15 protein-coding genes are annotated in these 14,205 nt (G+C 63.5%); 6 read left to right on the forward strand and 9 right to left on the reverse strand.

Annotated features, from left to right (window positions below; genetic code table 11):
- Window positions 1-23: 23 nt before the first annotated feature.
- From P9239_RS17485 to P9239_RS17500, 4 genes are all read right to left on the reverse strand, one after another.
- Window positions 24-1,325: a solute carrier family 23 protein gene (locus tag P9239_RS17485; protein WP_309753094.1), complete on the reverse strand. Its 1,302-nt coding sequence runs from the start codon at window positions 1,323-1,325 to the stop codon at window positions 24-26.
- Window positions 1,326-1,982: 657 nt separating this feature from the next.
- Window positions 1,983-2,525, reverse strand: coding sequence for a response regulator transcription factor (locus P9239_RS17490; protein ID WP_244847655.1), 543 nt, complete (start codon window positions 2,523-2,525; stop codon window positions 1,983-1,985).
- 36 nt (window positions 2,526-2,561) lie between these two features.
- Window positions 2,562-3,860, reverse strand: coding sequence for an ATP-binding protein (locus P9239_RS17495; protein ID WP_309753100.1), 1,299 nt, complete (start codon window positions 3,858-3,860; stop codon window positions 2,562-2,564).
- A gap of 133 nt (window positions 3,861-3,993) precedes the next feature.
- Window positions 3,994-4,203, reverse strand: a complete 210-nt coding sequence (locus P9239_RS17500) for a cysteine-rich CWC family protein (RefSeq protein ID WP_309753102.1) — start codon at window positions 4,201-4,203, stop codon at window positions 3,994-3,996.
- 154 nt (window positions 4,204-4,357) lie between these two features.
- On the opposite strand from P9239_RS17500, the gene argB reads away from it, so the two are divergent.
- Both argB and P9239_RS17510 read left to right on the forward strand, forming a co-directional pair.
- The gene (gene argB, locus P9239_RS17505; protein WP_159837600.1) at window positions 4,358-5,257 is read left to right on the forward strand and encodes an acetylglutamate kinase; all 900 of its coding nucleotides are present in this window, start codon (window positions 4,358-4,360) and stop codon (window positions 5,255-5,257) included.
- Between the two features lie 55 nt (window positions 5,258-5,312).
- A complete protein-coding gene (locus tag P9239_RS17510) occupies window positions 5,313-6,080 on the forward strand; it encodes a pyrimidine 5'-nucleotidase (protein ID WP_404979993.1) in 768 nt (255 codons plus the stop codon).
- Here the strand turns inward: P9239_RS17510 and P9239_RS17515 are convergent.
- Window positions 6,077-6,397 (reverse strand): type II toxin-antitoxin system RelE/ParE family toxin, encoded by a 321-nt coding sequence (locus tag P9239_RS17515; protein WP_309753107.1) that lies wholly within the window; start codon window positions 6,395-6,397, stop codon window positions 6,077-6,079. The genes P9239_RS17510 and P9239_RS17515 overlap by 4 nt on opposite strands.
- Window positions 6,394-6,675 (reverse strand): type II toxin-antitoxin system Phd/YefM family antitoxin, encoded by a 282-nt coding sequence (locus tag P9239_RS17520; RefSeq protein ID WP_309753110.1) that lies wholly within the window; start codon window positions 6,673-6,675, stop codon window positions 6,394-6,396. The genes P9239_RS17515 and P9239_RS17520 overlap by 4 nt, the downstream gene beginning before the upstream one ends.
- Before the next feature lie 292 nt (window positions 6,676-6,967).
- On the opposite strand from P9239_RS17520, the gene P9239_RS17525 reads away from it, so the two are divergent.
- Genes P9239_RS17525 through P9239_RS17540 form a run of 4 tightly spaced genes read left to right on the forward strand, consistent with a single transcriptional unit; the run spans window position 6,968 to window position 10,986 of the window.
- Window positions 6,968-8,113: a homoserine O-acetyltransferase gene (locus P9239_RS17525; protein WP_309753112.1), complete on the forward strand. Its 1,146-nt coding sequence runs from the start codon at window positions 6,968-6,970 to the stop codon at window positions 8,111-8,113.
- A complete protein-coding gene (gene metW / locus P9239_RS17530) occupies window positions 8,110-8,718 on the forward strand; it encodes a methionine biosynthesis protein MetW (protein ID WP_309753114.1) in 609 nt (202 codons plus the stop codon). The genes P9239_RS17525 and metW overlap by 4 nt, the downstream gene beginning before the upstream one ends.
- Window positions 8,719-8,764: 46 nt before the next feature.
- A complete protein-coding gene (locus P9239_RS17535; RefSeq protein WP_309753116.1) occupies window positions 8,765-10,051 on the forward strand; it encodes an AmpG family muropeptide MFS transporter in 1,287 nt (428 codons plus the stop codon).
- Window positions 10,052-10,059: 8 nt separating this feature from the next.
- Window positions 10,060-10,986 (forward strand): M48 family metallopeptidase, encoded by a 927-nt coding sequence (locus P9239_RS17540; protein ID WP_309753119.1) that lies wholly within the window; start codon window positions 10,060-10,062, stop codon window positions 10,984-10,986.
- On the opposite strand, the gene P9239_RS17545 is transcribed toward P9239_RS17540, so the two are convergent.
- From P9239_RS17545 to gatB, 3 genes are all read right to left on the reverse strand, one after another.
- Complete coding sequence (locus P9239_RS17545) at window positions 10,987-11,769, reverse strand: exodeoxyribonuclease III (protein WP_309753120.1); 783 nt, start codon at window positions 11,767-11,769, stop codon at window positions 10,987-10,989.
- Between the two features lie 23 nt (window positions 11,770-11,792).
- Entirely contained in the window at window positions 11,793-12,632 is an 840-nt protein-coding gene (locus P9239_RS17550; RefSeq protein WP_309753122.1) for a polyphosphate kinase 2 family protein, read from the reverse strand.
- 103 nt (window positions 12,633-12,735) lie between these two features.
- Window positions 12,736-14,205 carry an Asp-tRNA(Asn)/Glu-tRNA(Gln) amidotransferase subunit GatB gene (gene gatB / locus P9239_RS17555; protein ID WP_309753124.1) on the reverse strand — a complete coding sequence of 490 codons (1,470 nt, stop codon included), beginning with the start codon at window positions 14,203-14,205 and terminating at the stop codon, window positions 12,736-12,738.

The raw sequence follows: 14,205 nt of genomic DNA on the forward strand, positions 1-14,205 counted from the left end.
CCGGGCGCGATGTCGACCAAACATCAAACCACACCCGCCCCGCGCCGGCGCAGGATCGCATAGAAAATAATCGCGCCGAACGTCGCGGTGCCGATGCCGCCGAGCGCAAAGCCGCCGAGCTTGAGCGTGAAATCGCCCGCGCCCAGCACGAGCGTCACCGCCGCGACAATCAGATTGCGGTTGTCCGAAAAGTCCACCTTGTTGACGACCCAGATGCGCGCGCCCGTTACCGCGATCAGCCCGAACACGACAATCGACACGCCGCCGAGCACAGGGCCGGGGATGGTCTGGATCAGCGCGCCGAACTTCGGCGAAAAGCCGAGCACGATGGCGAAGAGCGCCGCGATCACGAAGACGAGCGTCGAGTAGATTTTCGTGACCGCCATCACGCCGATGTTTTCCGCGTAAGTCGTGACGCCCGTGCCGCCCGCGAAACCGGAAACGATGGTCGCCAGGCCGTCGCCGATGAACGCGCGGCCGATGTATTTGTCGAGGCTGCGTCCGGTCATCGCGCCGACCGCCTTGATGTGGCCGAGATTTTCCGCGACGAGAATGATGGCGATGGGCGCAAGCAGCGTCATCGCCTGCGGCTGGAACACGGGCGCGGTGAAGTGCGGCAAGCCGAACCACGCGGCGTTCGAGACGATGGCGAAGTCGATGGGCTTGCCCATGCCCATGCCGTTCGTCAGCACCGCGTAGATGATGTAGGCAATCGCGAGGCCGATCAGAATCAAGAGCCGCTGCGCCATGCCGCGCGCAAAGACCGCGACGCCGCCCACGCACAGCACGGTGACGAGCGCCATCCACGAGTCGAAGTTGCTGCCGCTCACGCCTTTCACGGCGATGGGCGCGAGATTCAGGCCGATCACGCAGACGATGGAGCCGGTGACGACGGGCGGCATCAGCGCTTCGATCCAGCGCGTGCCGATGGCCGCGACGATTGCGCCGATGACCGCATACGCCACGCCGCACGCGATGATGCCGCCGAGCGCGACTGGAATGTTCGCGTTGAGACCGTGCCCGCCGTAGCCCGTGACCGCGATCACGAGACCGATGAACGCGAAGCTGGAGCCGAGATAGCTCGGCACGCGCCCGCCGACGAGCACGAAGAACAGCAGCGTGCCGATGCCGGACATGAAGATGCAGAGATTCGGATCGAAGCCCATCAGGAGCGGCGCGAGGACGGTGGAGCCGAACATCGCGACGACGTGCTGGACGCCCATCGCGATCATTTGCGGCCAGGGCAGGCGCTCGTCAGGCCCGACGACGCGCCCGCCTTCGGCATTCGGCTGCTCGGGCCAGCGCGGGAAATAGGAATCGGACATGGGCAGCTCTCCTTCTCGGCGATGATGCGCCGGCCACGCGGCGCGCTTGATTCTTCGGACAGGCGCGAGTGTACGGAGTGGGCTGAACGGAGGCAAGCGAGCCGAAAATCGGTGTTGCTTATGCGATGTTGCGAGGGATTTGGCAGAGATTGAGCTTGCGGGGCGCTATCGCGCCATGTCCGCTTCGCGGTCGCCGGATGGCGGGACGACCGGCGTTTGCGCGGAATGGGCAGCGGCCTGCGGGCGAACGCCTCAAGCTTTCGGTGCGCCTACAGGCGATGCTGCATACGTGATTGCGGTCACTGTTCGACGCGGCGTTGCTCGATGCGTCGACGCGCGGACGGGCGGCGGCGCGGGCCGGCATCCGCACGGCAACGCGGGCACTGGCCCGAGTCGGTTTCGTGGAGCGTTAGCGCGATGTGCCGTTGAAATACGGGCGAAGGAGATGCCTTACTTGCTGCTAACAAGCAGATGACTAGGAGACTTCCTACTTTTAGGATTTTTCGTATATAAGGGCGCGATGCTGCAACGTATGCTGTGTTCGTGCATATCCCCATGTATATGCACGTAGTCGTTGCAACTCTCCGATTACCGCCCTCGTTCCCCGGCTTGGGCGGTTCTTTTTTTTGTTCGTGTTTCTGCGGCCTAGCTGTTCGTCTACTGGCGCACCGGCTTCTTCGCCAGCTTCCGTTGCAACGTGCGGCGGTGCATGTTGAGCGCGCGCGCCGTTGCCGAGATATTGCCGTTGTTCTCCGCCAGCGCCCGCTGAATGTGTTCCCACTCGAGCCGTGCGACCGAAAGCAGCGTCGGATGCTCGATGGCTTCCTCGGCCGTCTGCTCACTCGCCTCTTCCTGAAGCGCCAGCAGAATCGACTCTACATTCGCGGGCTTCGCCAGATAGTTGTCCGCGCCGTCTTTCACCGCCTGCACGGCCGTCGCAATGCTCGCGTAGCCGGTCAGCACGAGAATGCGCGCGTCCGGCTGCAGGTCGCGCAACGGCGCAACGAGGCGCAGCCCGGAATCGTTGCCCAGATGCAGGTCCACCGTGATCTGACCGAACTTGTGCTGATTCGCGAGCTTCACGGCTTCCTCCGCGTTGTGCGCCTGATGCGCCGTGTAGCCGCGACGCGCCAGTCCGCGCGCGAGAATGCCCGAGAAGACCTCGTCGTCGTCGATGATCAGGAAGTTGTTATCGCTCATTTTTCGATTCTCCTTGCTTCTCTTGGTGGAGCAGCCTTACGCCGCGCCGCTTGATTCCATACGCGCCGCCGCAACCGGCGCCGCCGCCGCGCCCCGATTCGGCACCTTGAGCACGGCACGCGTGCCGCGCGGCTCGCCCTCGAACAGGTCGATGGAACCGTTGAGCCGCGCCGCCGCCGCGAACGCCAGATAGAGCCCGACGCCGTGGCCGCCCTGCGTGCTGTCGACCGGTCCTGCGCCGAGCGAGCCGCGCAGCGCGGGCGGAATGCCCGGACCGCGATCGCACACTTCGAAGCGCACGTAGCGCGCGCCGTCTTCGGTTTCCGCGTTGGCTTGCAGCGTCACGAATTCGCTGCTCGCGCGCGCGGCGTTGTCGAGCAGAATCGTGAGGATCTGGCCGACGGCCACCGCGTCGTCGATGGACGCGCCAGCCGGCGCGTCGCCCACCTGCTCGAACTTCACCTGCGGATGACGCAGCCGCCATTGCTCGATGAAGCTCGCGAGCCATTCGTCGAGCGCCTGCCGGTTCGACGGCCCGCTCGCGCGGCTGCGCAGCCGTGCGAGCGCCGACGTGCACAGCGCCATTTGCTGTTCGAGCAATTCGAAGTCGTCGGCGTAGGGCGCGAGATTGCGGTCATGCGCGGCGGCGTCGCGCAATTCTTCGGAAAGCATGGCAATGGTGGAGAGCGGCGTGCCCATTTCGTGCGCGACGGTCGCCGCCTGCACGCCGAGCGCGACGGCGCGTTCATCGCGCAAATGACGCTGCTGCGCGTCGGCGAGCGCGGCGTCACGCACGCGCAGCGCCCTCGACATCCGCGCGACGAACCATCCGATCAAGCCCACGCTCACCATGAAGTTGACCCACAGGCCGAGGCGGAAATAATCGAAGAGATTCGCCGGATTCTCGATATTGAGCGGCACGTAGTTGTAGCTGAGAAGCGCGTAACACGCGACGGCAAAGAGCGCGAGACACGCCATCATGTGCCACGGCAGAATGGCGGCGGCAATGGCAAGCGACGGCAGATACAGCGTGACGAACGGATTGGTCGCGCCGCCAGACAAGAAGAGCAACGCCGAGAGCGCGCCGAGATCGACGCACATCTGCCCGAAGAGTTCGAGATTCGTCTCCGGGCGCGCCCGCGCGACGCGCAGCCACGTCAGCCCGTTGAAGACCATTTCCAGCGCGATCACGAGCAACATGGCCGGCAGCGGCAGATTCGCGCCGAACGAAATCTGCACGACGGCGATGGTCGTCAACTGGCCGATGATCGCGAGCGAACGGAGCCAGAAGAGATGGCCGAGGTTGACGCGACCGGTATTCGTTATGCGATGCATGGGCCTTCGAGTGCGCGCCGGCAGCAAAAACGCGCGCCGGCAAGTTCGTGGTTCATGCGGCATTATCCCGCTTGCGCGCGCCGCCGAACCGCCGCTGGCGCGATTTGTCGCACCCTGGACGGCATGCGCTCTGCTATCCCGGCGTCCCGGACTTCGCTAATTCCGCGAGCAGACATGCGCGGCACAGACACGTGTCGCCGTCGCGCAGACGCTCGGGTGGCAGCGCGGGCAGCGACGCGCACCAGCAGCCGGCGTCGCCCGCGACCGAGCCGCATCGGAACGTCGCGCCGCAGCGGGTGCAGACGGCGGACCGCCCGTCGGTTCGAGGCGGTGTTTTCGTCATGGTGACGCATTCGTGACATCGAGAAGTTCAACGATGATCGCACGTCGCCAGCCGCGCCGGAAAACGCGGCGGCGTCGCGGCAAAACGTCATGTCGCGCCGCATCGGTCCTGTACAATTCGCCGTGTTTAAACGCTCTTCGCCTCGACTGCCGCCATGTCCGACCTTCCCGACCTCACGCAGATCGCGCCTACCCTGAAAGCTGAAATACTGGCCGAGGCGCTGCCCTATATTCGTCAATATCACGGCAAGACGGTCGTGATCAAATACGGCGGCAATGCCATGACCGAAGAGCGCCTGAAGCAAGGCTTCGCGCGCGACGTCATTCTGCTGAAGCTCGTCGGTATCAACCCGGTGATCGTCCACGGCGGCGGCCCGCAGATCGACCAGGCGCTGAAGAAAATCGGCAAGCAGGGCACGTTCATTCAGGGCATGCGCGTTACCGACGAAGAGACGATGGAAGTCGTCGAGTGGGTGCTCGGCGGCGAAGTGCAGCAGGACATCGTCACGCTCATCAATCACTTCGGCGGCCACGCGGTCGGCCTCACCGGCAAAGACGGCGGACTTATCCACGCGCGAAAGCTGATGATGCCGGACCGCGACAATCCGGGACAGTTCATCGACATCGGGCAAGTGGGCGAAGTCGAAGCCATTAACCCGGCTGTGGTGAAGGCGCTTCAGGACGACGCGTTCATTCCGGTGATCTCGCCTATCGGCTTCGGCGAAGACGGCCTCTCCTACAACATCAACGCGGATCTCGTGGCGGGCAAGCTGGCGGTCGTGCTGAACGCCGAAAAGCTCGTCATGATGACCAACATTCCCGGCGTGATGGACAAGGAAGGCAATCTGCTCACGGACCTTTCGGCGCGCGAAATCGACGCGCTTTTCGCCGACGGCACCATTTCCGGCGGCATGCTGCCGAAAATCTCGTCGGCGCTGGATGCCGCTAAGAGCGGCGTGCGCTCGGTGCACATCATCGACGGGCGCATCGAGCATTCGGTGCTGCTGGAAATCCTGACCGAACAGCCGTTCGGCACGATGATTCGCTCGCATTGAGCCCCGCTCATTTCATGACGACGCCCGCCTCCGCGCGGGCGTTTCTTTTCGCGCAATGAATTTGCATACGACTTCTCGCCGCCGCCGCGTCGAACCGCGCGTCCCGGTCTGGCTCTTCGATCTCGACAACACGCTGCATCACGCGTCGCATCAGATCTTCCCGGCCATCAATCGCGCGATGACGCAGTACATCATGGACCGGCTCGGCGTGGATGTGGACGAGGCGAATCGGCTGCGCGTCGGCTATACGGTGCGGTACGGCGCGACGCTCGTCGGGCTCGTGAAGCATCACGGCGTCGATCCGGCCGACTTTCTGCACGTCGTCCACACATTCGCCGATCTTCCGTCGATGCTGCGCGCCGAACGCGGTATCGGCCGAACGCTGCGCGCGCTGCCGGGCCGCAAGATCGTGCTGACCAACGCGCCGTCCGTGTACGCGCGCGCCGTGCTCGCGGAACTCGGCATCGAGCGGCTGTTCGAGCGCGTGATCGCGATCGAGGACATGCGCGAAGGCGACCGCTGGCGCTCGAAGCCCGACGCGCCGATGCTTCGCCGTGCGATGCGGCGCGCGCACGTGCGCCTCGCCGATGCGATTCTGGTCGAAGACACGCGCGGGCATTTGAAGAGCTATCGGCGGCTCGGCATCCGTACTGTGTGGATCGTCGGGCATCTGCCGGCGGCGCGCACGTCGGCGGGCGCGGTCTCCGCGCGCTTGCCTGGTACGGGCAGGCCGCACTACGTGGACCGCACGGTGCAGTCCTTGCGGGCGCTGACGCTCGGCATGCGCGGCGGCGCGCTCGGGCGGCGGGCGGCGGGCGGCTAAATTCGGAAAAGCCGCCGCGCGAGAATGTCTTCGAGGTCCGAACGACTATCGACGACGAGATGCACGTAGATCGTGTCGTCGTCGACCTTGTAGATGATTCGATTCGTCCCGCTAACGACTTCGTAATAGCCCGTCATGCGAAAGTCGACGAGTTCGGGCGGCGTCGCGCCCTTGCGCGAGGAAGCCTCGATGTCCGCGACAGCATCCGCTATCTTGTCGCGCGTCACTTTCCATGCGGTGCCGCCGAACTTGTTGATGACATAGCGCCGGAAGTCCTGCAAGTCCTGCCGGACGGGATCGAGAAAGACGGTCTTCATTTGAGGCCCTCTTCCTTGTCGAGCCGCTCGATCTCAGCGAAAAAATCGACCGCGCTGATGCAATGTCCCGCCTCGATGTACTTCTGTCCCATCGCGAGAATCTTGAGCAGCGCCACGGTCTGATGCAGATCCTCGTAGGACTGCACGTCCTGCACGACGACTTTCGCTTCGCCGTTCTGTGTGATGAGCATCGGCTCGCGGCTTTCCACGACGTTGCGGATCATCTCGGCTGCGCGGCTCTTCAAATGACTCAGCGGTCTGACGCGACTCGGTTTCATGTCTATTCCCGGCAAGGCGCGATGCCTAGACAATATAGACAGAAAACGACGCGCCACCCAAGCCGGCGGCCGCCGTCACGATTGGCGGCTTTATTACGTTTTCCGCTATACTTCACCGCTTGACAGAATTGAACACGCGCCGATTTGCTGACTCGATTGCGGGCGCGCGAACCAGGGCATGGCATTGCTCGGATTCACTATAAATGCGGCTAAAGAGGTCGTCAGCCGCGCCTATCTTCCGCTTCTTCGCGCCCAGCCGACACCGTTTAGCCGCCCAGTAAAGGCGGAATGAATGGAATCCATCGGCATCGTCACTCCCCAAACCTTGCGCTTTTCCGAGCCGCTCGTGCTTCAGAGCGGCAGTTCGCTCGGCGACTACGAACTCGTCGTCGAAACGTACGGTGAGCTCAACGCCGCGCGCTCGAACGCGGTGCTCGTCTGCCATGCGCTCAACGCGTCGCATCATGTCGCGGGCGTCTACGCCGACAATCCGAAGGACGTCGGCTGGTGGGACAACATGGTCGGGCCCGGCAAGCCGCTCGACACCAATCGCTTCTTCGTGATCGGCGTGAACAACTTCGGCTCGTGCTTCGGCTCGACCGGGCCGATGAGCATCGACCGCACGACCGGCAAGCCCTACGGCGCGCGCTTTCCCGTGGTCACGGTGGAAGACTGGGTGCATGCGCAGGCGCGCGTCGCCGACCGCTTCGGCATCGAGCGATTCGCCGCCGTCATGGGCGGCAGTCTCGGCGGCATGCAGGCGCTCGCGTGGAGCCTCATGTACCCGGAGCGGCTCGGGCATTGCATCGTGATCGCTTCGACGCCGAAGCTCTCGGCGCAGAACATCGCGTTCAACGAAACCGCGCGCTCCGCGATTCTCTCGGACCCCGACTTCCACGGCGGCGACTATTACGCGCACGGCGTGAAGCCGCGCCGGGGCTTGCGTGTCGCGCGCATGATCGGCCACATCACGTATCTCTCAGACGACGACATGGCCGTGAAATTCGGCCGCGCACTGCGCCGTGCAGAAGGCGCGCTCGACGCGTACAACTTCAACTTCGACGTGGAGTTCGAAGTGGAGTCGTATCTGCGCTATCAGGCGGACAAGTTCGCCGAATACTTCGACGCCAACACGTACTTGCTCATCACGCGCGCGCTCGATTATTTCGACCCCGCCAAAGCCTACGACGGCGATCTCACGCAGGCGCTCGGCCGCACGAAGGCGAAGTATCTGATCGCGAGCTTCACGACGGACTGGCGTTTCGCGCCCGCGCGTTCGCGCGAAATCGTGAAGGCGTTGCTCGACAACAAGCGCACGGTGAGCTACGCCGAAATCGACGCGCCGCACGGCCACGACGCCTTCCTGCTCGACGATGCGCGCTATCACAACCTGATGCGCGCCTACTACGAACGCATTGCCACGGAGATCGGCGCATGAACCAGAACACGCTTGATTCGCTCGCGCTGCGCTCGGACTTCCGGGCAATCGCTCGCTGGGTCGAACCGCGCTCGACCGTGCTCGATCTCGGCTGCGGTGACGGTTCGCTGCTCGCGCTGCTCGCCGAAGAGCTGGAAGTGAACGGCTACGGCATCGAAATCAACGACGCCGGCGTGCTCGCGTGCGCGCAGAAAGGCGTCAACGTGATTCAGCAGAATCTCGAAGACGGTCTGCGCCTCTTCGAAGACGACAGCTTCGACTTTGCCATCCTCTCGCAGACGCTGCAGACCATTCATCAAACGGCGGCGATCTTGCGTGAAACGGTGCGCGTGGGGCGCGAATGCATCGTCTCGTTTCCGAACTTCGGGTATTGGCCGCACCGGCTTTCGGTCATTCAGGGCCGCATGCCGGTGTCGAAGTCGCTGCCGTATCAGTGGCACAACACGCCGAACGTGCGGGTGCTGACCATCAAGGACTTCGAGGCGCTCGCGCCGGAAGTGGGCATCGAGATTCTGGACCGCGTGGTGCTGCACGGCGGGCAGGCCATCCGTTGGGGCGCGAACTGGCGTGGTAGTCTTGCGGTCTATCGCGTGAAGCGCCGGTGATGCGACCCGGCGCATCGCGCATCGACAACGCTTCTCCAACATCGACATGCCCGACACGCCACACGAGGCGCCCGCTCTAACTGCTCACGAAGAACATCCCCGCTGGCACGCGTTTCTCAACGCGCGCATCCTGATCTGCGTCTTTCTCGGCTTTACGTCGGGATTGCCGCTTTTCACGTTGTTGAGTCTGTTGCAGGCGTGGCTCACGAAAGAGCACATCGACGTCAAACAGATCGGTCTGTTCGCGCTGCTCGGGCTGCCCTATACGTGGAAGTTCGTCTGGGCGCCGCTGATGGACCGTTACGTGCCGCGTCTGCCGTTCTGGCGGCCGGGCCGGCGGCGCGGCTGGATGCTCGTCACGCAAGTGCTCGTCGCGCTGGCCATCGGCGCATTCGGCTTCGTTTCACCGAGTCAGGACATCTGGACGGTGGCCGCCATCGCCGGCTTGCTCGCGTTGTTCAGCGCGAGCCAGGACATCGCGATCGACGCGTACCGGCGCGAACTGCTCGAGGATACGGAGCAAGGACTGGGCAACGCGGTTCACGTGAACGCGTACAAAGTGGCCGGCCTCGTGCCGGGTTCGCTCGCGCTGATTCTCGCGGGCTTCTTGCCGTGGAAGACGGTGTTTATCGTGACGGCGCTGTTCATGGTGCCGGGCATCGTGACCACGCTCGTCGTGAAGGAGCCGGCCGTTCACGGCACGCCGCCGAAAAGCCTGCGCGATGCGGTCATCGAGCCGTTCCACGAATTCGTCACGCGCGACGGCTGGCGCTCCGCGCTTCTCGTGCTCGGCTTCATCTTTCTGTACAAGCTCGGCGACACCATGGCGACCGCGCTCGCCACCAAGTTCTTCCTCGACCTCGGCTTCACGACATTGCAGCTCGGCGTGATCGCGAAGACGGTCGCGTTCTGGACGAGTCTCGCGGGCGGCATCATCGGCGGCGTGTTTCTGGTGAAGATCGGCATTGCGCGCGGGCTGTGGATTTTCGGCGTCTTGCAGATCGTCGCGACATTCGGCTTCGCGTGGCTCGCGAAGATCGGCCCCTCGCCGGTCGCGCTCGCGGTGCTGTACGGCTTCGAGACGTTCGCCACGGGACTCACGCTCGCCACGTTTACCGCGTACATCGCGAGCACCACCGACCCGCGCTATACCGCGACGCAGTTCGCGCTTTTCACGAGCCTCTCGGCGGTTCCGCGCACCGTCGTCTCGGCGCTGAGCGGCTTCATCGTCGCGCGGACGGGCTGGTTCGAATACTTCCTCGTCTGCATCGCGCTGTCGATTCCGGGCATGTTACTGTTGCCGATAATCGCGCCCTGGAGACCAAAACGATGACGGTGCGCATGTCGACCCACCGCGCGCGCCGCGCGCTCGCGCGCACGCTTCTTTGCGCGCTGGCGTATGCGTCGCTCGCATCGCCGTGCGCGCGTGCGCAGGACGAAGAGCGCGCTCCCGCGCCTTACGCCGCGCCGAACAACCAGATTCGCTTCGGCAACACCGCGCTCTTTCGCAATCTCATTCCGCCTGCGGCGCTCGAACAGCAGTCCGCCGACGCCTACGCCGCGATCATCTACGACGCGGAGCACAGCAAGCGGCTGCTGCCGAACGACAACGCGCTGGTGAAGCGCGTGCGCGATATCGCGAATCACGAGATTCCGTTTGCGCTCAAGTGGAACGACCGCTCGAAGAACTGGAAGTGGGAAATAAACGTCGTGCGGTCGAACGAGATCCGCATGTACTGTCTGCCGGGCGGCAAGATCGTCGTCTATAGCGGCTTGATCGAGAAGCTGCATCTCAACGACAACGAAATCGGCATGATGATGGGCCACGAGATCGCGCACGCGCTGCGCGAACACGCCCGCGAGCGGTTGGGCCGCCAGCAGGCCGAGCAACTGACCGCGGGAACGATGCCGCAGCTTTTCGGCTTCGCGGATGTCGGCTCGACGCCGCTCGGCATTGGCGATCAACTGCTTGCCATGCGCTATTCGCCTGCCGACGAAACCGAAGCCGACGTGATCGGCAGCGAAATTGCCTCGCGCGCGGGCTATGATCCGCGCGCCGCCGTCACGCTGTGGAACAAGATCGATACGGCCACGCGCCGCCAGGACAACGGCTTCGTCTGGATGCACCCGTACGGGCCGGACCGCAAGCAGGATCTGGAGAAACGCATGCCCGACATGATGCCGCTTTACGCGAAGGCCGTCGGCAAGAGCATCGATGCGTTGCCGAACTACGCGGGCATGGGCAAGTTCAAGAAAAGCGGGCGGTAGTTACTTCTTCCCGACCTTCCAGTCGTAGTCGATCGTCAGCGGCGCGTGGTCGCTGAACTTGATGTCGCGGAAGATCGACGTGCTCTTCGCGGTCGCGGCAACCTCTTTGGTCGCGATGTGATAGTCGATGCGCCACCCGACGTTCTTCGCATACGCCTGACCGCGATTGCTCCACCACGTGTACTGCTCGGGCCGCTGGTCGAGCGTGCGGAAGACGTCGACATAGCCGACTTCATCGAAGAGCTTCGTGAGCCACGCACGTTCCTCCGGCAGGCAGCCGGAATTCTTCTGATTGCTCTTCCAGTTCTTGATGTCGATTTCCTTGTGCACGATGTTCACGTCGCCGCACAGAATGACTTCGCGTTCTTTCGAAAGCTCGGCGAGATGCGGCATGAACTCGTCCATGAAGCGATACTTCGCCTGCTGGCGCTCTTCGCCGCTCGATCCCGACGGCACGTACACCGACACCACAGAAAGCCTGCCGAAGCGCGCTTCCACGTAGCGTCCTTCGGGATCGAACTCTTCGCTGCCGAAACCGATGATCACGTCGTCCGGTTCATGACGCGTATAGACGCCCGCGCCGCTGTAGCCCTTCTTGACCGCGTGCTGAAAGTAGCCCTGAAAGCCGTGCGGCGCGAGGAACTCGGGCGTCAGGTCGTCCTGCGAGCACTTGATTTCCTGCACGCAGACGACGTCGGCTGCCTGCTCGCCGAACCAGTCGAAGAAGCCTTTCTTGGCAGCCGAACGAATGCCGTTCAGATTGGCGGTGATCACGCGAAACATACGCTTCCTTTGTTCTGTTTGAGTTACTCGACCTTCACGCCCGTGAGCGATTCCTTCGCCGGCGGGAATTCGAGCTTCATGCCCTGCATCGTGCGCAAGACGAGTTCGGCCACCATCACGTTGCGGTGCGGCTTCGAATCGCCCGGAATGATGTACCACGGCGCGTAGTCCGTCGAGGTCGCGCCGAGCGCCACCGAATACGCTTGCTGATAGTCGTCCCAGAGCTTGCGGGCGTCGAGATCGGAGACATCGAATTTCCAGTGCTTCGTCGGATCGTCGATGCGCGCCTGCAGCCGCTTGCGCTGCTCGTCCTTCGAAATATGCAGAAAGCATTTGACGATGGTCGTGCCCGAATCCGCGAGCAGCGCCTCGAACTCGCGGATATGACGATAGCGGCGCTCACATTCGTCGTCGTCGATTTGCTTCAGCACGCGCGGCACGAGCACGTCTTCGTAGTGGCTGCGGTTGAAGATCGCGAGTTCGCCCGCCATCGGCGCTTGCGCGTGGACGCGCCAGAGAAAGTCGTGCGCCAGCTCGCGCTCTGTCGGCGCGCGAAACGGCACGATGCGCAAGCCGAGTGGATCGACGTCCTGAAACACGCCGCGCACCGTGCCGTCCTTGCCGCTCGTGTCCATGCCTTGCAGGACCAGCAGCACGCGCTCGCGGCGCTGCGCGTGCAGCTTCTCCTGCAACTCGTTTAGTTGCGCGCCGATTTCAGCGAGGCGCGCGCGGTCGTCGTCTTTCGCGCCTGTCGAGAAAGGCTTGGCAGACGGATCGACTGAAGTGATGTCGAACGCCTTGAGCTTTTTTCCGCCGTCGAAGAACGGAACGCGATAGTCGTCCAGGTCGGATTTCTTGGCCATGTTTTTTCCGCGTCAGCAATAAAAAACGGGCCGCTGCACAGATCAACCGGCAACAGCCCGTACTTCTGAATCAGCAGACCATGCGCGACAACGCGCCGCCGACTCAGCCCAGCTTTTTCTTCAGCAATTCATTGACCTGCTGCGGATTGGCCTTGCCCTTCGTCGCCTTCATGGCCTGGCCGATCAGCGCGTTGAACGCCTTCTCCTTGCCCGCGCGGAACTCGTCCACGGACTTCTGATTCGCGGCGAGCACTTCGTCGATGATCGCTTCAAGCGCGCCGGTGTCGGAGATTTGCTTCAGCCCTTTCGCCTCGATGATGCGATCCGCTGCGGCTTCGTCCGTTGCCTTTTCTTCCCAGATCGACTGGAAAATGTCCTTCGCGATCTTGTTCGAAATGGTGCCGTCCGCGATGCGTTGCAGCACCAGCGCGAGTTGCGCCGCCGACACCGGCGATTCCGCAATGTCGAGCGACTCGCGATTGAGCTGCGCGGAGACGTCGCCCATGAGCCAGTTCGCGGCGATCTTCGCCTGCGCCGCGCCCGCCTTCGCGACGACCGCTTCGAAGTACGCGGCCATCGCCTTCGACGAAGTCAGCACGCCGGCGTCGTAGGACGTGAGGCCGTAGGTATCGACAAAACGCTTCTGCATGTCCGCCGGAAGTTCCGGCATCTCGGAGCGCACGCGCGAGACCCAGCTTTCCTCGATCACGAGCGGCATCAAATCGGGATCGGGGAAATAGCGGTAGTCGTGCGCGTCTTCCTTGCTGCGCATGGAGCGCGTTTCGCGCTTGTCCGGATCGTACAGACGCGTTTCCTGCACGACGGTGCCGCCGTCTTCGATCAGTTCGATCTGACGGCGCACTTCGTACTGAATGGCTTCTTCGAGGAAGCGGAACGAGTTCAGGTTCTTGATTTCGGCGCGCGTGCCGAATTCCTTCTGACCGACCGGACGCACCGACACGTTCGCATCGCAACGGAAGGAGCCTTCCTGCATGTTGCCGTCGCAGATGCCGAGCCATACGACGAGACCGTGCAACGCCTTCGCATACGCGACCGCTTCCGCGGCGCTGCGCATCTCCGGCTCCGTGACGATTTCGAGCAGCGGCGTGCCCGCGCGATTCAGGTCGATGCCCGTCATGCCCGCGAAGTCTTCGTGCAGCGACTTGCCGGCGTCTTCTTCGAGATGCGCGCGCGTCAGATTGACGGTCTTTTCGTATGCTTCCTTGCCGGCCTTTTCATTGGCGGGCACGTGGATGGTGATCTGTCCGCCCTGCACGACCGGAATCTCGTACTGGCTGATCTGATAGCCCTTCGGCAGGTCCGGATAGAAGTAGTTCTTGCGCGCGAAGATGCTGCGCGGCGCGATGTGCGCGCCGATGGCGAGCCCGAAGCGGATCGCGCGCTCGACGGCGCCGCGGTTCATGACCGGCAGCACGCCCGGCAGCGCGAGATCGACGGGACTTGCCTGCGTGTTCGGCGCCGCGCCGAATTGCGTGGGCGCGCCCGAGAAAATCTTGGAGACGGTGGAAAGCTGCGCGTGCGTTTCCAGACCGATGACGACTTCCCACTGCAT

Source organism: Caballeronia sp. LZ062, from assembly GCF_031450785.1.
Taxonomy (GTDB): domain Bacteria; phylum Pseudomonadota; class Gammaproteobacteria; order Burkholderiales; family Burkholderiaceae; genus Caballeronia.